This is a genomic window from Vibrio splendidus, assembly GCF_024347615.1.
Taxonomy (GTDB): Bacteria; Pseudomonadota; Gammaproteobacteria; order Enterobacterales; family Vibrionaceae; genus Vibrio; species Vibrio splendidus.
Genome location: NZ_AP025508.1, coordinates 3,299,655 through 3,321,231 on the forward strand (window position 1 = coordinate 3,299,655; position 21,577 = coordinate 3,321,231).

The following is a 21,577-nucleotide window of genomic DNA, read 5'->3' on the forward strand; positions in this document are numbered from 1 at the left end:
CACACATAAGGTTAATTATTCGCCTATCAGATCACATAAATCTGTCAAATACGTCATTTATAGATATTTAAACTGTGACTTAAACGGGGCTTTTCTTAGAAATGATATGAGAAAGGTGGAATAACAAAGAAGCAATCAAGAATTACTTTAAATACAACAAGTTAAACAACGATAAAATTTAACACTATCGCAACAAATTTGCAGCAGACATAAAAAAAGCCTCGTATAAACGAGGCTTTCTTTAATAAGGTGGTGCGCCCTGGAGGATTCGAACCTCCGACCGCCTGGTTCGTAGCCAGGTACTCTATCCAGCTGAGCTAAGGGCGCAACGGTTTCGATATTAAGCTGTTAGTTAAGGCAATAAAGTAGTTAAGACTATAAAGCAAAACTAAACGTTCAACATCAGGATTAGTGAAAACCCTAAATAGTGGTGCGCCCTGGAGGATTCGAACCTCCGACCGCCTGGTTCGTAGCCAGGTACTCTATCCAGCTGAGCTAAGGGCGCAACGGTTTCGATATTAAGCTGTTAGTTAAGGCAATAAAGCAAAACTAAACGTTCAACATCAGGATTAGTGAAAACCCTAAAAGTGGTGCGCCCTGGAGGATTCGAACCTCCGACCGCCTGGTTCGTAGCCAGGTACTCTATCCAGCTGAGCTAAGGGCGCAACGGTTTCGATATTAAATTGTTAGTTAAGGCAATAAAGCAAAACTAAACGTTCAACATCAGGATTAATGAAAACCCTAAATAGTGGTGCGCCCTGGAGGATTCGAACCTCCGACCGCCTGGTTCGTAGCCAGGTACTCTATCCAGCTGAGCTAAGGGCGCAACGGTTTCGATATCAAGCTTTCAGTTAAGGCAATAAAGCAAAACTAAACGTTCAACATCAGGATTAATAAAAACCCTAAATAGTGGTGCGCCCTGGAGGATTCGAACCTCCGACCGCCTGGTTCGTAGCCAGGTACTCTATCCAGCTGAGCTAAGGGCGCACGGTTTCGATATCAAGCTTTCAGTTAAGGCAATAAAGCAAAACTAAACGTTCAACATCAGGATTAATGAAAACCCTAAATAGTGGTGCGCCCTGGAGGATTCGAACCTCCGACCGCCTGGTTCGTAGCCAGGTACTCTATCCAGCTGAGCTAAGGGCGCACGGTATCTTCAAGTGAAGAAGTTGTGAAATATATCACATTCTTGTTTCTACGAAACAAAAAAAAGGCCATAGGCCTGTAATGAATGGCGGTGAGGGAGGGATTCGAACCCTCGATGCGGCTACAAACCACATACTCCCTTAGCAGGGGAGCGCCTTCGGCCACTCGGCCACCTCACCTAATTCATTATTCTTATCCATTACTTCTTAACAAAGTAATCTAAAGAATGGTGCGCCCTGGAGGATTCGAACCTCCGACCGCCTGGTTCGTAGCCAGGTACTCTATCCAGCTGAGCTAAGGGCGCACATTGTTACTTCTGTGTTTGCTTGCAAATTCAAACGTGCAAGAAATGGCGGTGAGGGAGGGATTCGAACCCTCGATGCGGCTATAAACCACATACTCCCTTAGCAGGGGAGCGCCTTCGGCCTCTCGGCCACCTCACCGTCTTGCGGAGGCACATATTACGTTTTACCGAAAATATGTCAAACACTTTATTGAAAAAAACCGGACAAAAACATTCAACCGTTTGCAATTTAATCAAAGCGCTTGCAAATTGAACTTATAACATCCAATTAGCGCTTTTTCCCTTAAAAATTAAGGTGAAAGATTGGCAATAATTAACAGCGGAAAACAATTATCTAATTTATCTCGCAGTAAGTGTAACTGCTGATTGCACCATACTACGGGATGCTCTATTTCGCCATAGGGTAAGTCAGTAAAACTTGAACTATGGCAAACAAATATCATGATGCTTCAATAAGAGTTAACTCTGGTGGCTTGGCTTTTCTATATCAAGCACTCCATCCAGCATCTATAACTAAGCCAGCTAGTGAATCAACCTATTGCTAAGTTGTGATTATGTGCACCCCAAGATCAAAAAAGGCTAGCAACAATGCTAGCCCCTCTTCTACGCAAAAGTATTAGTAGTTGCCAGATGCAACGTTACCATTACCTTTTTCAGCTTGAATGCGCATGTAGATCTCTTCACGGTGAACAGATACTTCTTTAGGTGCGTTAACACCAATACGTACTTGGTTACCTTTAACGCCTAGTACAGTAACTGTTACTTCATCACCAATCATCAGTGTTTCGCCAACACGGCGAGTCAAAATTAGCATTCTTTGCTCCTTGAGTAATCTCTAAATTTATCTAGCTACGAGAGCATTATCCAACAAAAGTTATATTTTCGTAAACTATCGATTGAGTTTATTTAACCAAAATGCACTTCTTTTTTAAGATAACCCTGTGTTTCACGCGCTACGATGTATGCATTGTGTAATATGTTAGCAGCTATATCGACTTGCGTTGGTGATATCACCAAAGTTAAAGACTGCTGCTGCAATAAGTGATGTTGTACATCAATTTCGCCTTCAGACAACAATCCATGTGAACTGACCACAATTTCTTGCGTTCGGCTTCCTACCACAGTTAACAAACTAACATATTCACTATTACGGATTTTTTCAGCAAAAACTAGTTTTAATTTAGCACTTATGTCCGGTTTGATAATGAGCGCTGCCCGTTCTGTTTCCTCGATCACACTACAGACTTCGATCCCTAACAACTGGCAATGCGACATGAGAGACGGTAAATCTTGATTCAAACACTCGATGCGAACCATATCTCTTTGAATGGCTATTCCAGCAATATCATTCAAACAATCATTACCCGCGATGAGAGTGCCCTCGCCTTCTTCAAAACTCGAAAGTACTCTCAGTGGTACATTGTGTCGCCACGCATGCTGAACACATGGAAGGTGCAAAACCTTAGCGCCTCTGCGAGCCATTTCTTCCATAGAGGGAAAGTCTAAGGTATCTAATTTCTTAGATTGCTTAACCACTCTAGGGTCGCAGGAATATACGCCATCAACGTCGGTATAGATCTGACACTCTTTAGCTTGAAGCGCGCCCGCTAATGCAACGGCCGTGGTATCTGAACCACCTCGCCCTAAGGTTGTAATGTCACCTTTCGCATTAACGCCTTGAAAACCTGCAACAATGACAATTTGGTCATCATCTAATAGCGCTCTAATAGGAGCGGTATCAATACGCTCAATCGTCGCATTATTATGATTAGAATCGGTGTGTATCTTGGCTTGATAGCCGGTCATCGATGTCGCTTCATAACCCAACTTGTGCAACGTCATCGCCAACAAAGCCATGGAAACTTGTTCTCCAGCCGTTAACAACACATCCAATTCTCTAGCGTTTGGGACACTATCAACTTGTGAAGCTAAGTTAACTAACCGATTTGTTTCACCTGACATAGCAGAAACGACAACCAAGATCTGGTTCCCTTCATTTTTCGCTTCAATGATTTTTTCTGCTACATGATGGATCCGCTCTATTGAACCCACCGACGTTCCACCAAATTTCTGCACGATAAGAGGCATTTTCACCCGTCCTCACCTTCCCAAGACCAATGTCTATATATGACAAAAAAACACATACTCCGCGTCAGGGCGAAGCAATAAAAAATTAACCAAGGAGTCTAACGCCACCATTAGACTTCTTGGTTAATCTCAATCAAACCTTGTTTAAACACACTTCCAATAGGCAAAATAAAAGATGCCCAATCAACTGATTGGGCATCTTTGTATCAATTACTTAAGCTTAAAGACGCTCTTCTAGCCAAGTACGTACAGATTTAAGCGCTTCAGGCAGCGCTTCAACGTCTGTACCGCCCGCTTGAGCCATATCTGGACGACCGCCGCCTTTACCGCCAACTTGCTCAGCAACCATCTTAACGAGATCACCCGCTTTTACTTTGCCGATAAGGTCTTTGGTTACGCCAGCAATCAAGCCAACTTTACCGTCTGCTACGTTCGCAATCAGGATGATGCCGCTACCCACTTGGTTTTTAGCATTATCAACCATAGTACGTAGGTTCTTGTTATCTGCTCCTTCAATTGCAGCAACCAGAACTTTAGTACCTGAGATGTCTTCCACTTTACCCATGATGTTTGCACCTTCAGCTGCAGCCATCTTTTCTTTAAGTAGTTGGATTTCTTTCTCTAGCGATTTCGCTTTCTTAGCCGATTCAGCCAATTTCTCTTCATAAGCGTTATTTTGAGCATCAACTGCATCTAGAGCAGCTTCACCCGTTACCGCTTCAATACGACGAATACCCGCAGCAATACCACCTTCAGAAGTGATCTTGAATAGGCCGATATCACCCGTGTTGCTTGCGTGGATACCACCACAAAGTTCAGTCGAGAAATCGCCCATAGATAGAACGCGAACTTCATCATCGTACTTCTCGCCAAACAGTGCCATTGCACCTTTTTCTTTCGCTGACTCGATGTCCATGATGTTGGTTTCAATCACGTGGTTCTTACGGACTTGTACGTTAACCAAACGCTCTACTTCCTTGATCTGTGCCGGTGTTACCGCTTCAAGGTTAGAAAAGTCAAAACGTAGGTTGTCTGGCTTAACTAAAGAACCTTTTTGTGCAACGTGCTCACCTAGCACTTCGCGCAGTGCAGAGTGAAGTAAGTGAGTTGCAGAGTGGTTTAGTGAGATAGCAGCACGACGCTCAGCATCAACGCGCGCTTCTACTTTATCGCCTTGAGCAAATACACCTTCAACTAGCTCGCCGTGGTGTGCAAATGCATTACCTAGCTTCTGAGTATCTTGTACTTTGAATAGACCCGACGCAGTGCTTAGCGTACCAGCGTCACCACATTGACCGCCTGACTCAGCGTAGAATGGTGTCTCTTCAAGGATGATGATTGCTTTGTCGCCAGCCGATAGTGAAGATACTTCTTCGCCGTCAACGAATAACGCAGAAATTTCACCAGCACCTTCAGTACCTGTGTAACCACAGAACTCAGTGTTAGTGTCTACTTTGATCGTTGCGTTGTAATCAGTACCGAACTGACCCGCTTCACGAGCACGCTTACGCTGTGCTTCCATCGCCTTCTCAAAACCTTCTTCATCGATAGTAAAGTCGCGTTCGCGAGCTACATCGTTAGTAAGGTCAGCTGGGAAGCCGTATGTATCGTAAAGTTTGAAGACTGTTTCACCGTCAAGCTCTTTACCTTCAAGTGCGTCTAATGCGTCGTTAAGGATAACCATGCCACGCTCTAGCGTGCGACCAAAGTTCTCTTCTTCGATGCGAAGTACTTTTTCAACAAGCTCTTGCTGTTTCTTAAGCTCTTCAGCCGCAGAACCCATCACTTCAGCCAGTACACCCACAAGTTTGTGGAAGAACACGCCTTGTGCACCAATCTTGTTACCGTGACGAACTGCACGTCGAATAATACGACGTAGAACGTAGCCACGACCTTCGTTTGAAGGCATTACGCCATCAGCGATTAGGAATGAACAAGAACGGATGTGGTCAGCAATAACGCGCAGCGATTGGTTAGATAGGTCGTCGTGACCTACTACTTCTGCTGTCGCCTTGATTAGCTTTTGGAATACATCAATTTCGTAGTTAGAGTGAACGCCCTGCATGATTGCAGAGATACGCTCAATACCCATACCAGTATCTACAGCTGGCTTAGGTAGCGGTTCCATAGTGCCGTCAGCGTGACGGTTGAACTGCATGAATACGTTGTTCCAGATCTCGATGAAACGGTCACCATCTTCTTCAGGTGTACCAGGGCGTCCGCCCCAAATGTGCTCACCGTGATCGTAGAAGATTTCAGTACATGGACCACAAGGACCTGTGTCACCCATTGTCCAGAAGTTATCAGATTCAAACTTCTTGCCACCTTCTTTGTCGCCGATACGAACAATCTTATCAGCAGGAATACCTACTTTCTTGTTCCAGATATCGAACGCTTCGTCATCTGTCTCGTAAACCGTTACTAACAGGCGATCTTTTGGCAGACCTAATGTTTCAGTCAGGAATTCCCAAGCAAACCCAATCGCTTCTTCTTTGAAGTAATCGCCAAAGCTGAAATTGCCTAGCATTTCGAAGAATGTGTGGTGACGAGCCGTGAAACCTACGTTTTCAAGGTCATTGTGTTTACCACCCGCACGTACACAACGCTGAGCCGTAGTTGCTCGAGAGTAGGCACGCTTTTCGGCGCCTAGGAAGCAATCTTTGAATTGGTTCATACCTGCGTTAGTGAACAGCAGGGTTGGATCGTTATGTGGAACTAACGATGAACTGTCTACGATTTGGTGTTCTTTGCTCTCAAAGAACTTAAGGAACGCGTTGCGAACCTCATCAGTGCTCATGTACATGCAGCTCTTCCTGAAAATAGTCGAGTTAGAATTTTGCCGTATTGTAGATCATGGTTAAGGCTTCGACTAGTTTTCTTGTAGAAAAGACACCCTTGGGCAGGATTTTAGTTGGAAATCGATAAAATGAAGAATATTCCACTAGCTCAGATAGGGAACAAACAAAAAATTGGCAAGCTACCTCAAACAACCAAATAGATCTAGCAAGGCGCTGCAAGGATGGGGACAGATACTTTGACAAAAAAAGCCCCGCATAAAATATGCGAGGCTTCCTATTCTTTCAAAGCGGATGTTCATTTCAAACACCCGCTCTATAAACCGTTAGCTTATAGCTCTTCGTTTTCTTCTTCTTTCTCTGCGCCTTTTTCTTCAAGAACAGCAGGAGTCAGTAGCAATTCGCGAAGCTTAGTGTCAAGTTCCAGAGCGATCTCTGGGTTTTCACGTAGGTGCTTACAAGAGTTTGATTTACCTTGGCCGATCTTGTCGCCTTTGTAGCTGTACCAAGCGCCCGCTTTCTCTACTAGCTTATTCTTAACACCTAAATCGATAAGCTCACCTTCGCGGTTGAAGCCTTTGCCGTAAAGGATTTGAGTTTCAGCTTGTTTGAATGGTGCAGCAATCTTGTTCTTAACAACCTTGATACGAGTCTCGTTACCAACAACTTCATCACCATCTTTGATTGCACCAGTACGGCGAATATCAAGACGAACAGATGCGTAGAACTTAAGTGCATTACCACCTGTTGTTGTTTCTGGGTTACCGAACATTACACCAATTTTCATACGAATTTGGTTAATGAAGATAGCCATACAGTTAGACTGTTTAAGGTTACCTGTCAGCTTACGCATTGCTTGAGAAAGCATACGCGCTTGAAGACCCATGTGGCTATCGCCCATTTCGCCTTCGATCTCTGCTTTAGGTGTTAGTGCAGCAACCGAGTCAATAACAAGAACATCGATAGCACCTGAACGAGCCAGTGCATCACAGATTTCTAGAGCTTGTTCACCGGTATCAGGTTGAGATACAAGCAAAGCATCGATATCAACACCCAACTTTTGAGCATAGATAGGGTCAAGTGCGTGTTCCGCATCCACGAATGCACACGTTTTACCCACTCTCTGCGCTGCAGCAATAAGCTCAAGCGTTAGCGTTGTTTTACCTGATGATTCTGGACCGTAAACTTCAACGATACGTCCCATCGGTAAGCCACCAGCACCTAGTGCGATATCTAGAGATAGAGAACCTGTAGAAATAGTTTCTACGTCCATTGTGCGGTTATCACCAAGACGCATGATAGAACCTTTACCAAATTGCTTTTCAATCTGACCAAGGGCTGCAGCTAACGCTTTTTGTTTATTCTCGTCCATTTCTATCTCCACATAATCGGTTGTTTCAACAAGCGACTTAGAATCTATTTCTAACCCACAAAGGGGTGACTAATTGGCTTTTATTATACTGTTGATTCATACAGTGTCTATACCTGTATGAAAATAATTTGTACAAATGTTACTTGTCTTCCATTGATAGGTAATCATAAATAACTTGTAAGGCATGGTGCGTAGCTTGTTGGCGTACTTGTGATCTATCGCCTGTAAATACATGCGTTCCTACTTTGTTCCACCCATTTACTGCTTTCCAAGCAAAACACACAGTCCCTACCGGTTTCTCTTCCGTGCCGCCGCCCGGGCCAGCAATACCGCTGATAGACACAGAAATAGTGCCGTTTGAATGTTGCAGTGCCCCGTGAGCCATTTCTATAACCACTGGCTCACTCACAGCACCAAACTCAACTAAGGTTTCAAGCTGAACACCGATCATCTCTTGTTTCGCTTCATTACTGTAGGTCACGAAAGCACGGTCAAACCAAGCCGAGCTACCAGCAATATCCGTTACCGCGCTTGCAACGCCACCGCCAGTGCAAGATTCAGCCGTCACTAATACATGTTTATGCTTCGCAAGTAAGTGTCCGAGTTTTTCACTAAGAGCTTGAGTCGTCTGCATCTTTGGCTTCCCTTAATCTAGATGTATATCATTTGGATTTGCATCTTTTCGCATGTGTCGCTTTTCGCACGAAACGCTTTCACGTATCCTAAGCCGCAATAGAAATAAACGAAAGAAGTTAACTGTGAAAGCCGATCAAAAACATACTCCTATGATGCAGCAGTACCTAAAACTAAAAGCAGAAAATCCAGAAATTTTGCTGTTCTACCGCATGGGAGATTTCTACGAGCTTTTCTACGATGACGCTAAGAAAGCCTCTCAACTCCTCGATATTTCACTAACTAAACGTGGCTCTTCAAACGGTGAGCCTATCCCTATGGCGGGCGTTCCATACCATGCCGTGGAAGGTTATCTTGCGAAGTTAGTGCAGTTGGGCGAGTCCGTAGCAATTTGTGAGCAGATTGGTAATCCAGCAACTTCAAAGGGCCCGGTTGATCGCGCTGTCGTAAGAATTGTGACACCAGGGACAGTAACGGATGAAGCATTGCTTTCTGAGCGTGTTGATAACCTTATAGCCTCCATTTACCACCACAATGGTAAATTTGGCTACGCGACGCTTGATATTACTTCTGGTCGATTCCAACTATGTGAGCCGGAAACCGAAGAAGCAATGGCGGCAGAGCTACAAAGAACGTCACCACGTGAACTGCTATTCCCTGAAGATTTCGAACCTGTAAATTTGATGGCAAGTCGTAATGGCAATCGCCGTCGCCCGGTATGGGAATTTGAATTAGATACAGCGAAGCAGCAACTGAATCAACAATTTGGTACTCGTGACTTAGTTGGCTTTGGTGTTGAAAGCGCAAAACTAGGTTTATGCGCTGCGGGTTGTCTGATCCAATACGTTAAAGATACGCAACGTACTGCCCTTCCGCATATCCGTTCACTCACAATGGATAAGCAAGATCATTCTGTGATCCTTGATGCGGCTACTCGCCGTAATTTGGAGATCACCCAAAATCTTAGTGGCGGCACCGATAACACCCTATCTGAAGTGCTTGACCACACCGCGACGGCTATGGGTAGCCGTATGCTTAAGCGTTGGCTACATCAACCCATGCGTAATATTTCAGCTCTTGACCAACGCTTAGATGCGATTGGTGAAATGAAAGATCTTGCTCTATTTACAGAGTTACAACCAACGCTGAAACAGATCGGTGATATCGAACGTATTCTTGCTCGTCTTGCCCTTCGCTCTGCACGTCCACGTGATATGGCACGACTTCGCCAAGCGATGGAATACCTACCAGAGCTTGCTGAAACGCTAACGCAACTTAAACACCCATATCTAACTCAGCTTGCTCAGTATGCTTCGCCTGTGGATGAAGTATCTGAACTGCTTGAGCGTGCGATCAAAGAGAACCCACCCGTGGTTATCCGCGATGGTGGTGTGATAGCAGAAGGCTACAACGCCGAGCTAGATGAATGGCGCGACCTTGCTGCAGGTGCAACCGAGTTTCTGGATAAGCTTGAGCAAGAAGAGCGTGAACGTCACGGTATCGACACGCTAAAAGTTGGCTACAACAACGTCCACGGTTTCTTCATTCAGGTAAGCCGCGGACAAAGCCATCTTGTGCCACCACACTATGTTCGCCGCCAAACGCTGAAAAATGCAGAACGTTACATTATTCCTGAGCTGAAAGAGCACGAAGACAAAGTTCTCAGCTCTAAATCGAAAGCCCTAGCTATCGAGAAGAAGTTGTGGGAAGAGTTGTTTGATTTGTTATTGCCTTATCTAGAGCGACTGCAAAACATTGCATCTTCAGTGTCTCAGCTTGATGTTCTACAAAACTTAGCTGAACGTGCAGACACCCTTGATTACTGTCGTCCAACAATGACAGAGTCTGCTGGTATACAAATTCTGGCTGGTCGTCACCCCGTAGTTGAACAAGTGATGGACGAACCCTTTATTGCTAACCCTATCGACCTCAACGATCAACGTAAGATGCTGATCATCACAGGTCCAAACATGGGTGGTAAGTCGACCTACATGCGTCAGACCGCACTCATTGCGCTGATGGCTCATATTGGTTGTTATGTTCCAGCAGAAAGCGCGACGATTGGTTCTATCGACCGTATCTTTACGCGTATTGGTGCATCCGATGATTTAGCTTCGGGTCGTTCAACCTTCATGGTTGAGATGACAGAGACCGCGAATATTTTGCACAACGCAACACCAAATAGCCTAGTGTTAATGGATGAAATCGGTCGTGGTACCAGTACTTACGATGGTTTGTCATTGGCTTGGGCAAGTGCGGAATGGTTAGCCAATCAAATCAATGCGATGACACTGTTTGCAACGCACTACTTTGAGCTAACTGAGCTGCCTAACCAACTTCCGACACTGGCTAACGTGCACCTAGACGCGGTAGAACACGGTGACAGCATTGCGTTTATGCACGCAGTTCAAGAAGGTGCAGCAAGTAAATCTTACGGCCTTGCGGTTGCTGGATTGGCTGGTGTACCTAAAGCGGTAATCAAAAATGCACGCGCGAAGCTGACTCAGTTAGAGGCATTGAGTATCGACTCTCCGACATCAAAGCCAAGCGGCGTTGATATCGCTAACCAACTGAGCCTGATACCTGAACCGAGTGAAGTAGAACAAGCACTTGCGAATGTTGACCCTGATGATTTAACTCCTCGCCAAGCATTAGAAGAGCTCTACCGTTTGAAGAAGTTGCTTTAGTCTCTTTCCAAGTAGCTTGTTATTGTCGTTTTGTACTGTCGCTTAAGTCAGCAGCATGAAATACAAAAGCCAAAACAAAAAAAACGCTGACTTAGAGTCAGCGTTTTTATTTGTCTTCTATTCAAAGAAACATCATCAGTTCATTTATTCATTTTCTACGTTGAACAGATTTTCCATATTCAGACCTTGCTTGATTAGAATCTCACGTAAACGACGAAGACCTTCAACTTGGATTTGGCGAACACGTTCACGAGTTAGGCTAATTTCACGGCCTACTTCTTCTAGTGTTGATGGTTCATAGCCAAGTAATCCAAAGCGACGCGCAAGCACCTCTTTCTGCTTAGGATTCAGCTCATCAAGCCAGAAAATCAACGAGTTTTTAATATCGCTATCTTGAGTTGAAACCTCAGGATCTGAGTTATTGATGTCAGGAATAATATCCAGTAGCGCTTTCTCACCATCACCACCGATAGGCGTATCAACGGAGCTCACTCTTTCGTTTAGACGAAGCATCTTACTCACATCACCGACTGGCTTATCTAGCTTAGAAGCAATTTCTTCTGCCGTTGGTTCGTGGTCAAGTTTTTGTGATAACTCTCGTGCCGTACGCAGGTAGATATTCAGCTCTTTCACAACATGAATTGGCAAACGGATAGTGCGAGTCTGATTCATTAGCGCACGTTCAATGGTTTGACGAATCCACCATGTCGCGTAAGTTGAGAAACGGAAGCCACGCTCTGGATCAAACTTCTCTACGGCGCGAATCAAGCCTAGGTTGCCTTCTTCAATAAGATCGAGAAGTGCAAGACCACGGTTGCTATAACGACGAGAAATTTTTACCACCAAACGCAGGTTACTTTCGATCATGCGCTTACGTGCTGCTTCATCACCGCGTAGAGCTCGACGTGCATAAAGCACTTCTTCTTCAGCGGTTAATAGTGGTGAGAAACCGATTTCGCCTAAGTAGAGTTGAGTAGCATCTAAACTTTTAGACGTAACTTCGACTTCTTCTTTCGCTTCGGTTTTCTTTTTGACTGTTCGTTTTGCTTTTCCAAGAGCTTCCGGTTCCGTGGTTGCTTGGTTAAGATCGAACTCTTCTTTGGTTACTGCATTGCTTATACTCATAACGCCTCCCCCTGGCGAAATTAGCATGACATCACAACTTGATATGTCGCTAAATGACTATGTCACTCCATACAATACGTAATTTTTGCATATTGTATTTAAGGTAAATATCGTTTTGGATTAACCGATTTACCTTGGTAACGAATCTCAAAGTGCAGCCTAACACTGCTGGCTCCAGAGCTTCCCATAGTTGCAATCTTCTGCCCTGGTTTCACACTTTGCCCTTCAGATACTAATAGTCGGTCGTTATGCGCGTATGCACTTAAGTAATTATCATTGTGCTTCACAATCACTAGATTGCCGTAGCCTCGTAGTGCATTACCCGAATAAACAACCGTTCCCCCTGCAGTAGATACTATAGGCTGACCTCGCTGTCCTGCTATGTCGATGCCTTTATTTCCTTGTTCGCCTACAGAGAAATTCTTGATTACTCTCCCTTTAGTTGGCCATAACCATTTGGATACTTTATCACTTGTTGGTTTGGTGGACGGTGTAACATTCTGTTTACCTTTAGAACCAACATACTCCTTTGATTTGGATTGTTCAACCTTCTTTGGTGGATCTTTTTTAACCACTTTGGTGGTAGTTTGAGCTGGAGCAGGTTTAGAGTTTTTACTCTTCTGTGGCGTAGTTTTCGGTTTACTTGCCGCAGATGAAGTTGTGGATGCCGCGACAGGCGCAGCAACGGCTGCAACCGCTACTGTTGATTTACCATACGCTGGCGCATTGTAACTCGGGCGCCACAACTTAAGCTTCTGCCCCGGGTGGATAGTGTAAGGAGCAGCGAGTTTGTTATAACCGATGAGGTCTTTAACGTCTTTATTGGTGACATAAGCAATGAAGTAAAGGGTGTCGCCTTTTTTTACTTCATAGTAACTGCCGCGATAACTACCACGATCAATCGATGAGTAATTCTTGTTTAGGCTTGAAACAGGCGCAGGTGAATTCGCCGCACACCCAACAAGTGCACAACTAAGCAATAAAGTACTTCCTTTTAACAACTTCGAACGCATCGACTCTCTATCCACCTACACCATTAGTCTTTTATTAAGCTAGCTCACCAGGGACGAGAGGTACAAATCTCACCATCTCGATAACACTCGATAAAAACTCGTCACCATGGCGAACAATCTTCAACAATTGCTGTTCGTCATCACCGACAGGAATCAATAAGCGACCACCATCTTTCAGCTGTTGCAAAAGCGCTTGAGGGATCGACTCCGCTGCTGCTGTTACAATAATGGCATCAAAAGGCGCCTTTGCTGCCCAACCTTGCCAACCATCACCATGTTTGGTTGATATGTTGTAGAAATCGAGCTGTTTGAGACGACGTTTAGCATCCCATTGCAATGATTTAATTCTTTCAACCGAATAAACATGATCAACCAGTTGAGCCAAGACCGCCGTTTGATAGCCAGAACCCGTGCCGATTTCTAAAACACGGCTATTTTGCTGTAATTCTAGCAACTCTGTCATCTTAGCGACAATGTACGGCTGAGAAATCGTCTGGCCTTGTCCGATAGGAAGCGCATTATTATCATAAGCTTGATGATACATCGCCTGTGATAAAAAGCTCTCTCTCGGCAGTTGATAAATAGCATCAAGAACCTTTTGATCCTGAATGCCATTTTCAATCAGAAAAGTAATTAAGCGCTCTGCATGCGGATTACTCACTTACTTCTCCTCTAACCATGTTGTCATCGCACCCAACGACTCGTGGGCAGTCAGGTCAACTTGTAATGGTGTTACCGATACAAAGCCATGCTCGATAGCGTAAAAATCCGTGCCTTCACCGGCATCTTGTTCTTTTCCCGGAGGACCAAGCCAATAAATATCATGACCTCGTGGGTCTTTTTGCTTAATCATATCTTCAGCATGATGACGAGCACCTAAGCGTGTCACCTGAGTACCAGACAGCTGCTCTAAAGCTAAATCAGGGATATTGACGTTTAACAGGCGATTGGTTGGGATTGGGTTTACTAAATGTTGTTCGACGATACGACGAGCAATGGCCGCCGCTGTCTTAAAATGTTTTTTACCCACCAGAGAAAACGCCACCGATTGAACGCCTAAAAAATGCCCTTCCATTGCGGCTGCCACTGTGCCTGAGTAAAGCACATCGTCACCCAAGTTAGCACCATGATTAATACCCGTTAATACCAGATCAGGCATATCATTCTTTAGCAGTTCATTTAACGCAAAATGTACACAGTCGGTCGGTGTTCCTTGTACCGAATATGTATTTTCGGTAATTTCTTGAACACGTAAAGGCTGTTCTAAAGTTAATGAATTTGAAGCGCCCGAGCGATTACGGTCAGGTGCAACAATGATAATTTCAGCAAGATCACGTAATTCATTGGCCAGCTCATGAATACCTTGAGCGTGCACACCATCATCGTTGCTGAGTAAAATCTTCATCTTGTATCCTTTCTTTTGTTCCAATGCCAAGTCACTTAATTTCCGATATCAAGTGACTTCGCTCCAAGCAGAATCGTTATTGCTCGTAGCTTCTCTCTACGTGAACTTCTTCAACCAATTCACGAACAATAGCGGTTGCGAAACAACCTGCATCGAGAGAGAACTTAAGAGTGACATTGTCTTCGTTAACTTCCCACGCTAAACCCATCGGCTTCAACGAAGCTTCACGGCGATCATGGCGCATACGGTTGCCACAAATCAGAGCCATTAGATCCGGTTCAGCATCAAGGTGTTTCTGCTCTAAAGCTTGAGAGGCATCCGTCGTCGGTAACGCATTATCTCCAGCTAAAGCAACAGTAATAAACGCAGAGCCGTTCGCGATGTCTTGGTTTACCGCTTCGATGTTATCCGCTGTTACCGCTAATTGAGCGCCGTCTTTCACGACAATATCGCCAACCAATACCGACGCAAACGCATCTTGCTCAATACGGTCAGAAAGAATTAAGTTGTAAATCCAAGAACGAGCCGCAGAAAGATACAAGCTGCGCTTATTCTGATTACGCGTACGAACGTTTTCACGACCCCAACGACGAGCTTCAGATAAGTTGTTACCTTCATTACCAAAGCGCTGAGCACCGAAATAATTTGGCACGCCCACTTGAGCGACTTTTTCTAAACGCTTTACCACATCATCACAATCCGTTACTTCAGACAAAGTTAGCTCGAATTGGTTGCCAATTAAATCGCCTGGACGTAACTTTTTGTTGTGACGTGCTGTCGCCAAGATCTCAATGCTTGGGTATTGTGCGAGAAAAGCAGAAAAGTCAGGTTCACCCTTTGGTAAGTGCACGCTTAACCACTGCTCAGTCACAGCATGACGGTCTTTCAAACCAGCCCAGCTCACATCTTTCGACTTAACACCACACGCTTTAGCCAGTTCGTTTGCTACGAAGCTCGTGTTCTCACCAGTTTTACGAATACGCACCATTAAGTGCTCGCCTTCACCAGTAAACTCAAAACCCAAGTCTTCATTAACGACAAAGTGTTCGGCTTTTGCTTTTAGTTTTGCTTTCGCAGTTGGTTTACCGTTTAGGTAAGCCAATGAAGATAAAATATCTGACATGCTGTTCTTTTCGTGTTGGTGCTTACGCACTTTTAGTAATTAGGACCACCGCTTCACATGCGATGCCCTCTTTGCGACCTGTAAAACCTAAACGCTCGGTAGTCGTGGCTTTTACATTCACATTGCTAATGCTTGTTTCTAAATCTTGAGCAATAGCTTGGCACATAGAGTCTATATGAGGAGCCATCTTTGGAGCTTGCGCCATGATAGTAATATCCGCATTACCAATCACATAACCTTGCTCTTTTACTCGACGGTAAACATCTTTAAGCAATTCGCGGCTATCTGCGCCTTTCCACTCATCATCCGTATCAGGGAAATGACGACCAATATCACCCGCTGCAATTGAACCCAGTAAAGCATCGCATAATGCGTGCAGGGCAACATCACCGTCTGAGTGTGCGATAAGACCCTGTTCATAAGGGACACTCACGCCACCAATAATTACCGGGCCTTCACCACCAAATTTGTGTACATCAAAGCCATGGCCAATACGAATCATCATTATTCCTTATTCTGACTTAAATAGAACTCAGCCAAAGCTAAATCTTCAGGCTGAGTAATCTTAAAATTATCTGAACGCCCACCAATCAATGCTGGTGATAAACCTTTCCACTCAAACGCAGAGGCCTCATCGGTAATCGAAACGCCTTGTTGCAAGGCTTCACTCAAGACTTTCCGTAAAGGCTTAGATCGGAACATCTGAGGGGTAAGCGCATGCCAGAGATCGACGCGATCGACCGTGTGTTCAATTTGTCCTTGAGCACCGCGTTTCATTGTATCGCGAACAGGCGCAGCTAAAATCGCACCAACATCATGGGTCATAGCACCAGAGATCAGTTTGTCGATATCGCTCAATTGGATACAAGGCCTAGCGGCATCATGCACCATCACCCAATCATTGAGTTGCTGTTGGGCAATATAGTCCAGAGCAGAAAGCACCGAGTCGGCTCTTTCCGTCCCGCCAGACACTCTGATCACCAGTGGATTAAGGTTAAGCGGTAATTCAGGGTAGTAAGGATCATCGTCACTGACCGCTACCACAATTTTAGACACTTGAGGGTGAGACAACAGTTTCTCAACCGTGTGCTCTAAAATCGTTTTACCGTGAATTTGAAGATATTGCTTGGGACGGTCTGCCTTCATTCGGCTGCCGACGCCCGCAGCGGGGACCACTGCAATAACGCTTTGAAGTTGGTTCGACATTAATGAGATTCCTCACCAATAATACGATAAAACGTTTCGCCTTCTTTCACCATTCCCAGCTCATGACGTGCGCGCTCTTCTATCGCGTCTAAGCCTTGGCGTAGATCGTCGATTTCCGCAAACATCTCAGCATTGCGAAGATGAAGCTTTTCATTTACTTGCTGCTGAACTTGGATTTCGTTGTTCACACCGTAGTAATCAGAAATACCATTTTTACCGAGCCACAGTGTGTGTTGTAGCCAGCCAAACACTATGAGCAGTACTAAAGCAAAAATTCGCATAACACCTTTCGCCGGTTGAAAAAGAAGGAACTAGAATAAGGCACATATATACCATAATGCGCTTATTGGTGCGAGATATGTGGTGTCAGGGAATCAATAAGTCGGGGAATTATTGTTATGCGAAACCCAAGATCAGATTCCCTATGTCTTCCTTCGTCAGTCTAGGGAATGACAAATTATGAGTATAAAAAGTGAGATAAAGAGCCTAGAGCTTCTTCATTTCACTTTTCTACAGACAAAAAAATGCCCCGCATAAGCGAGGCATTTAAAGTTTAGATTAACAATTCCGTTGGTTTAAAACCAAGAGTGAATTATTGACCTTTAACTTCTTTAAGACCGTTGAAAGGTGCTTTAGAACCTAGAGCTTCTTCGATACGGATAAGTTGGTTGTACTTAGCAACACGGTCAGAACGGCTCATAGAACCAGTTTTGATTTGACCTGCAGCTGTACCTACCGCTAGATCAGCGATAGTTGCATCTTCAGTTTCGCCAGAACGGTGAGAGATTACTGCAGTGTAGCCAGCGTCTTTAGCCATCTTGATAGCAGCTAGAGTCTCTGTTAGAGAACCGATTTGGTTGAACTTGATAAGGATAGAGTTAGCTACGCCTTTCTCGATACCTTCAGCAAGAATCTTAGTGTTTGTAACGAAAAGATCGTCACCAACGATTTGAAGCTTGTCGCCTAGAAGTTCAGTTTGGTGCTTGAAGCCATCCCAATCTGACTCGTCAAGACCGTCTTCGATAGAAACGATTGGGAAGTTGTTAGCTAGTTCAGCTAGGTAGTGGTTGAACTCTTCAGAAGTGAAAGTTTTACCTTCGCCCTTCATGTTGTAGATGCCAGCTTCTTTGTCGAAGAACTCAGATGCTGCACAGTCCATAGCAAGAGTAACGTCTTTACCTAGTTCGTAACCAGCAGCTGCAACAGCTTCTGCGATAACTTCTAGAGCTTCAGCGTTAGATTTAAGGTTAGGAGCGAAACCACCTTCATCACCAACTGCAGTGCTGTAGCCTTTAGACTTAAGAACTTTAGCTAGGTTGTGGAATACTTCAGCGCCGATACGCAGACCTTCTTTAAGAGTTTTAGCGCCAACTGGTTGGATCATGAACTCTTGGATGTCAACGTTGTTATCAGCGTGCTCGCCACCGTTGATGATGTTCATCATAGGTAGAGGCATAGAGAACTGACCAGCAGTGCCGTTTAGCTCAGCAATGTGCTCGTATAGAGGCATGCCTTTAGCAGCAGCAGCCGCTTTTGCGTTAGCTAGAGAAACAGCAAGGATAGCGTTAGCGCCAAACTTAGACTTGTTCTCAGTACCGTCTAGATCAAGCATAACTTGGTCAACGTCAGCTTGTGCTTTAGCATCTTTACCAACTAGAGCGTCAGCGATTGGGCCGTTTACAGCTTCAATTGCTTTAAGAACACCTTTACCTAGGAAACGTGATTTGTCGCCGTCACGTAGCTCAAGAGCTTCGCGAGAACCAGTAGATGCGCCAGATGGAGCAGCAGCCATACCTACGAAACCGCCTTCTAGGTGTACTTCAGCTTCTACAGTTGGGTTACCACGTGAATCGATGATTTCACGACCTAGAACTTTAACGATCTTAGACATTGAATGTTTCCTTCTCGTTGAATATATAAATGTCAAATTTAAAGGTAGCAGCACAACTTACGCAGCTACCTGGATTCCTTTTTACTTTTCTAATTCGCCGCGCTGGAATTCACCAGCCGCTTTAACGAAACCTGCAAACAATGGGTGACCATCGCGAGGTGTTGAAGTGAACTCTGGGTGGAACTGAGCAGCAACGAACCATGGGTGGTTCGGGTTCTCAATAACTTCAACCAGTTTCTTGTCCGCAGATAGACCCGATACTTTTAGGCCCGCTTTTTCGATTTGTGGACGAAGATTGTTGTTCACTTCGTAACGGTGACGGTGACGTTCATGGATCGTCGCGCTACCGTATAATTCGTAAGCTTTCGTCCCTTTCGCTAGGTGACAAAGCTGTGAACCAAGACGCATTGTGCCGCCTAGGTCAGATTTTTCAGTACGCTCTTCAACTTTACCTTCGCCGTCAATCCACTCAGTGATTAGGCCAACAACAGGGTATTTAGTTTCTTTGCAGAATTCAGAAGAGTGTGCCCCTTCCATTTTCGCAACGTTACGAGCGTACTCAATAAGAGCAACTTGCATACCTAGACAGATACCTAAGTAAGGTACTTTGTTTTCACGAGCGTATTGTGCAGCAAGGATCTTACCTTCCACACCACGATCGCCAAAGCCACCAGGAACTAGGATTGCATCTAGGCCTTGTAGAACTTCAGTGCCTTTAGACTCAACATCTTGTGAATCTACATATTTAATTGTGACACTTAGGCGATTTTTCAAGCCTGCGTGTTTCAGCGCTTCATTTACTGATTTGTATGCGTCAGGCAGTTCAATGTACTTACCAACCATACCAATCGTCACTTCACCCGTTGGGTTAGCTTCTTCGTAAATTACTTGTTCCCACTCAGACAGATCAGCTTCTGGTGCATTGATACCGAAACGCGTACATACAAGATCATCAATGCCTTGAGCACGGATTAATTGTGGGATCTTGTAGATTGAATCTACGTCTTTCATAGAGATAACGGCTTTTTCTTGTACATTACAGAAAAGAGCAATTTTCTTACGTTCGTTTGCTGGGATAACACGATCTGAACGACAAACTAGGATGTCAGGTTGAATACCGATAGACAGTAGCTCTTTTACAGAGTGTTGCGTTGGCTTAGTTTTCACTTCACCCGCAGCTGCTAGGTATGGCACTAGAGTAAGGTGCATGAACATTGCGCGTTCACGGCCTAGTTCTACTGCTAGCTGACGAATCGCTTCCATGAATGGTAGAGATTCGATATCACCTACAGTACCACCAACTTCAACAAGCGCGATATCGTGGCCTTTAGCACCAGAGATTACGCGTTCTTTGATAGAGTTAGTAATGTGAGGAATAACCTGGATTGTTGCACCTAGGTAGTCACCACGACGTTCATTACGTAGAACGTCAGCATAAACACGACCTGCTGTGAAGTTGTTACGCTTAGTCATCTTGGTGCGAATGAATCGCTCATAGTGACCAAGGTCAAGGTCAGTTTCAGCGCCATCTTCCGTAACGAACACTTCACCGTGCTGAGTCGGGCTCATAGTGCCTGGATCAACGTTGATGTAAGGGTCAAGCTTCATCATAGTCACTTTAAGACCACGAGCTTCTAAAATAGCCGCAAGAGATGCTGCTGCAATACCTTTACCTAGAGAGGATACAACCCCGCCAGTAACAAAAATGTAATTTGTCGTCATGTTTAACCTGAAATTGGTTGAATGAGGGAAATGGATTACTTCTGGACGGGATGAAAATATACCAGAAGCCCCTTATCGCCACAACGTGAAATCTATCACACTGCAATTTTTTATTTTTTGCTTCAAATCAATTCATGATAAAAGCTTTGATGATCTTTTCTCCGCCACTTTGACTTCATCCCACATGGAATCAAGCTGTTGTAGAGAAAAGTCGGTCAAAATTTTATCTTGCTGACGAACTTTTTGTTCCACACCTTTAAAGCGGCGTGAAAATTTCAGATTGGCTTTATTGAGAGCCGTTTCTGGATTTTTACCCAAATGTCGCACTAAATTAACGGTAGCAAACAACAAGTCACCCAGTTCTTCTTCAACTAAATCTTCGTTTGGCGTTACTTGAAGTGCTTCTTCTAGCACCTCATCAACTTCCTCTAAAACCTTATCTGCAACCGGGCCGATAGAGTCCCAATCAAAGCCAAATTTCGCGACTTGCTTTTGAATCTTTGTAGCACGCGAAAGTGCAGGTAGAGAGTTTGGTATTGAGTCTAGAATACTTTCTTGAGTTTTGCCTGCCTGTGCTTTTTCTTTGGCTTTTTCAGCTTCCCAGTTGGCATTAATTTCTTCATCACTGGCAAACTCAGTATCAGAGAACACATGCGGATGGCGGCGCGTTAGCTTCTCATTGATACCGTCGACCACATCAGAGAACTCAAACAGGCCCTGCTCTTTCGCCAGTTGGCTGTAGAAGATCACCTGAAACAGCAGGTCGCCCAACTCTTCTTGTAGATTTGGCCAGTCTTTGTTGTGAATCGCGTCCACCACTTCATACGTCTCTTCGATAGTATGAGGCACAATTGTTTCAAAATTTTGTTTCAAATCCCAAGGACAGCCACCTTCAGGATCGCGCAGCTTAGCCATAATCTGTTCAAGTTGTTCAATCGGGTGATTCATCGTTTTCTTCCTATTCACTGTCTTTGATTTTAGATTTAAAACTTCACTAGAACTAAAAAAGGTGAGCAGCCAAAACCACTCACCTTTGTTGATACTGTCTAATTCTCTAAATTACGCAT

At 44.5% G+C, this 21,577-nt stretch carries 17 protein-coding genes and 9 tRNA genes; 1 reads left to right on the plus strand and 25 read right to left on the minus strand.

Annotation, left to right across the window (positions count from 1 at the left end):
• Positions 1 to 250 precede the first annotated feature (250 nt).
• The 14 genes from OCU90_RS14565 to pncC all read right to left on the minus strand — a co-directional run bounded on the left by OCU90_RS14565 (position 251) and on the right by pncC (position 8,339).
• Positions 251 to 327 (minus strand) — tRNA-Arg (locus OCU90_RS14565).
• Between the two features lie 101 nt (positions 328 to 428).
• A tRNA-Arg gene (locus OCU90_RS14570) sits at positions 429 to 505 on the minus strand.
• 83 nt (positions 506 to 588) lie between these two features.
• A tRNA-Arg gene (locus tag OCU90_RS14575) sits at positions 589 to 665 on the minus strand.
• An 84-nt stretch (positions 666 to 749) separates the two neighbouring features.
• Positions 750 to 826 (minus strand) — tRNA-Arg (locus OCU90_RS14580).
• An 84-nt stretch (positions 827 to 910) separates the two neighbouring features.
• Positions 911 to 987 (minus strand) — tRNA-Arg (locus OCU90_RS14585).
• Positions 988 to 1,070: 83 nt separating this feature from the next.
• Positions 1,071 to 1,147 (minus strand) — tRNA-Arg (locus OCU90_RS14590).
• A gap of 85 nt (positions 1,148 to 1,232) precedes the next feature.
• Positions 1,233 to 1,325 (minus strand) — tRNA-Ser (locus tag OCU90_RS14595).
• A gap of 48 nt (positions 1,326 to 1,373) precedes the next feature.
• Positions 1,374 to 1,450 (minus strand) — tRNA-Arg (locus tag OCU90_RS14600).
• A 46-nt stretch (positions 1,451 to 1,496) separates the two neighbouring features.
• Positions 1,497 to 1,589 (minus strand) — tRNA-Ser (locus tag OCU90_RS14605).
• A gap of 477 nt (positions 1,590 to 2,066) precedes the next feature.
• Positions 2,067 to 2,264: a carbon storage regulator CsrA gene (gene csrA, locus OCU90_RS14610; protein WP_004415691.1), complete on the minus strand. Its 198-nt coding sequence runs from the start codon at positions 2,262 to 2,264 to the stop codon at positions 2,067 to 2,069.
• A 92-nt stretch (positions 2,265 to 2,356) separates the two neighbouring features.
• Positions 2,357 to 3,538: an aspartate kinase gene (locus tag OCU90_RS14615; protein WP_080583151.1), complete on the minus strand. Its 1,182-nt coding sequence runs from the start codon at positions 3,536 to 3,538 to the stop codon at positions 2,357 to 2,359.
• A gap of 220 nt (positions 3,539 to 3,758) precedes the next feature.
• Positions 3,759 to 6,341, minus strand: a complete 2,583-nt coding sequence (gene alaS / locus OCU90_RS14620; RefSeq protein WP_061022525.1) for an alanine--tRNA ligase — start codon at positions 6,339 to 6,341, stop codon at positions 3,759 to 3,761.
• Positions 6,342 to 6,664: 323 nt separating this feature from the next.
• Complete coding sequence (gene recA / locus OCU90_RS14625; RefSeq protein WP_004735435.1) at positions 6,665 to 7,705, minus strand: recombinase RecA; 1,041 nt, start codon at positions 7,703 to 7,705, stop codon at positions 6,665 to 6,667.
• Between the two features lie 139 nt (positions 7,706 to 7,844).
• Positions 7,845 to 8,339 carry a nicotinamide-nucleotide amidase gene (gene pncC, locus OCU90_RS14630; protein ID WP_029222254.1) on the minus strand — a complete coding sequence of 165 codons (495 nt, stop codon included), beginning with the start codon at positions 8,337 to 8,339 and terminating at the stop codon, positions 7,845 to 7,847.
• 124 nt (positions 8,340 to 8,463) lie between these two features.
• Here pncC and mutS point away from each other — a divergent pair, with 124 nt between their 5' ends.
• The gene (gene mutS, locus OCU90_RS14635; RefSeq protein ID WP_061022527.1) at positions 8,464 to 11,025 is read left to right on the plus strand and encodes a DNA mismatch repair protein MutS; all 2,562 of its coding nucleotides are present in this window, start codon (positions 8,464 to 8,466) and stop codon (positions 11,023 to 11,025) included.
• Positions 11,026 to 11,169: 144 nt separating this feature from the next.
• Here the strand turns inward: mutS and rpoS are convergent, their stop codons facing one another.
• From rpoS to mazG, 11 genes are all read right to left on the minus strand, one after another.
• Positions 11,170 to 12,150 (minus strand): RNA polymerase sigma factor RpoS, encoded by a 981-nt coding sequence (gene rpoS / locus OCU90_RS14640; RefSeq protein WP_054541876.1) that lies wholly within the window; start codon positions 12,148 to 12,150, stop codon positions 11,170 to 11,172.
• A 98-nt stretch (positions 12,151 to 12,248) separates the two neighbouring features.
• Positions 12,249 to 13,163: a murein hydrolase activator NlpD gene (gene nlpD / locus OCU90_RS14645; protein WP_029222472.1), complete on the minus strand. Its 915-nt coding sequence runs from the start codon at positions 13,161 to 13,163 to the stop codon at positions 12,249 to 12,251.
• 34 nt (positions 13,164 to 13,197) lie between these two features.
• On the minus strand, positions 13,198 to 13,824 hold the full coding sequence (locus OCU90_RS14650; RefSeq protein WP_061022528.1) for a protein-L-isoaspartate(D-aspartate) O-methyltransferase: 627 nt from the start codon (positions 13,822 to 13,824) through the stop codon (positions 13,198 to 13,200).
• Positions 13,825 to 14,568: a 5'/3'-nucleotidase SurE gene (surE, locus tag OCU90_RS14655; protein ID WP_016795280.1), complete on the minus strand. Its 744-nt coding sequence runs from the start codon at positions 14,566 to 14,568 to the stop codon at positions 13,825 to 13,827.
• A 76-nt stretch (positions 14,569 to 14,644) separates the two neighbouring features.
• Positions 14,645 to 15,691, minus strand: coding sequence for a tRNA pseudouridine(13) synthase TruD (gene truD, locus OCU90_RS14660; RefSeq protein WP_029405999.1), 1,047 nt, complete (start codon positions 15,689 to 15,691; stop codon positions 14,645 to 14,647).
• A 22-nt stretch (positions 15,692 to 15,713) separates the two neighbouring features.
• On the minus strand, positions 15,714 to 16,193 hold the full coding sequence (gene ispF / locus OCU90_RS14665; RefSeq protein ID WP_004735397.1) for a 2-C-methyl-D-erythritol 2,4-cyclodiphosphate synthase: 480 nt from the start codon (positions 16,191 to 16,193) through the stop codon (positions 15,714 to 15,716).
• 2 nt (positions 16,194 to 16,195) lie between these two features.
• Positions 16,196 to 16,897 (minus strand): 2-C-methyl-D-erythritol 4-phosphate cytidylyltransferase, encoded by a 702-nt coding sequence (gene ispD / locus OCU90_RS14670; RefSeq protein ID WP_061022530.1) that lies wholly within the window; start codon positions 16,895 to 16,897, stop codon positions 16,196 to 16,198.
• The gene (ftsB, locus tag OCU90_RS14675; RefSeq protein ID WP_004735394.1) at positions 16,897 to 17,178 is read right to left on the minus strand and encodes a cell division protein FtsB; all 282 of its coding nucleotides are present in this window, start codon (positions 17,176 to 17,178) and stop codon (positions 16,897 to 16,899) included. Before ftsB ends, ispD begins: the two co-directional genes overlap by 1 nt.
• A 311-nt stretch (positions 17,179 to 17,489) precedes the next feature.
• On the minus strand, positions 17,490 to 18,788 hold the full coding sequence (gene eno / locus OCU90_RS14680) for a phosphopyruvate hydratase (RefSeq protein WP_004735393.1): 1,299 nt from the start codon (positions 18,786 to 18,788) through the stop codon (positions 17,490 to 17,492).
• Between the two features lie 81 nt (positions 18,789 to 18,869).
• On the minus strand, positions 18,870 to 20,510 hold the full coding sequence (locus OCU90_RS14685; protein ID WP_004735392.1) for a CTP synthase: 1,641 nt from the start codon (positions 20,508 to 20,510) through the stop codon (positions 18,870 to 18,872).
• A 132-nt stretch (positions 20,511 to 20,642) separates the two neighbouring features.
• Positions 20,643 to 21,458 (minus strand): nucleoside triphosphate pyrophosphohydrolase, encoded by an 816-nt coding sequence (gene mazG, locus OCU90_RS14690; protein ID WP_004735391.1) that lies wholly within the window; start codon positions 21,456 to 21,458, stop codon positions 20,643 to 20,645.
• Positions 21,459 to 21,577 lie beyond the last annotated feature (119 nt).

Coding starts and splice junctions, on each gene's coding strand:
- OCU90_RS14685 (WP_004735392.1), bottom strand. CDS start 20,510: ATGACGACAAATTACATTTTTGTTACTGGCGGGGTTGTATCCTCTCTA.
- alaS (WP_061022525.1), bottom strand. CDS start 6,341: ATGTACATGAGCACTGATGAGGTTCGCAACGCGTTCCTTAAGTTCTTT.
- ftsB (WP_004735394.1), bottom strand. CDS start 17,178: ATGCGAATTTTTGCTTTAGTACTGCTCATAGTGTTTGGCTGGCTACAA.
- csrA (WP_004415691.1), bottom strand. CDS start 2,264: ATGCTAATTTTGACTCGCCGTGTTGGCGAAACACTGATGATTGGTGAT.
- surE (WP_016795280.1), bottom strand. CDS start 14,568: ATGAAGATTTTACTCAGCAACGATGATGGTGTGCACGCTCAAGGTATT.
- rpoS (WP_054541876.1), bottom strand. CDS start 12,150: ATGAGTATAAGCAATGCAGTAACCAAAGAAGAGTTCGATCTTAACCAA.
- recA (WP_004735435.1), bottom strand. CDS start 7,705: ATGGACGAGAATAAACAAAAAGCGTTAGCTGCAGCCCTTGGTCAGATT.
- truD (WP_029405999.1), bottom strand. CDS start 15,691: ATGTCAGATATTTTATCTTCATTGGCTTACCTAAACGGTAAACCAACT.
- pncC (WP_029222254.1), bottom strand. CDS start 8,339: ATGCAGACGACTCAAGCTCTTAGTGAAAAACTCGGACACTTACTTGCG.
- eno (WP_004735393.1), bottom strand. CDS start 18,788: ATGTCTAAGATCGTTAAAGTTCTAGGTCGTGAAATCATCGATTCACGT.
- ispD (WP_061022530.1), bottom strand. CDS start 16,897: ATGTCGAACCAACTTCAAAGCGTTATTGCAGTGGTCCCCGCTGCGGGC.
- mazG (WP_004735391.1), bottom strand. CDS start 21,458: ATGAATCACCCGATTGAACAACTTGAACAGATTATGGCTAAGCTGCGC.
- nlpD (WP_029222472.1), bottom strand. CDS start 13,163: ATGCGTTCGAAGTTGTTAAAAGGAAGTACTTTATTGCTTAGTTGTGCA.
- OCU90_RS14615 (WP_080583151.1), bottom strand. CDS start 3,538: ATGCCTCTTATCGTGCAGAAATTTGGTGGAACGTCGGTGGGTTCAATA.
- ispF (WP_004735397.1), bottom strand. CDS start 16,193: ATGATTCGTATTGGCCATGGCTTTGATGTACACAAATTTGGTGGTGAA.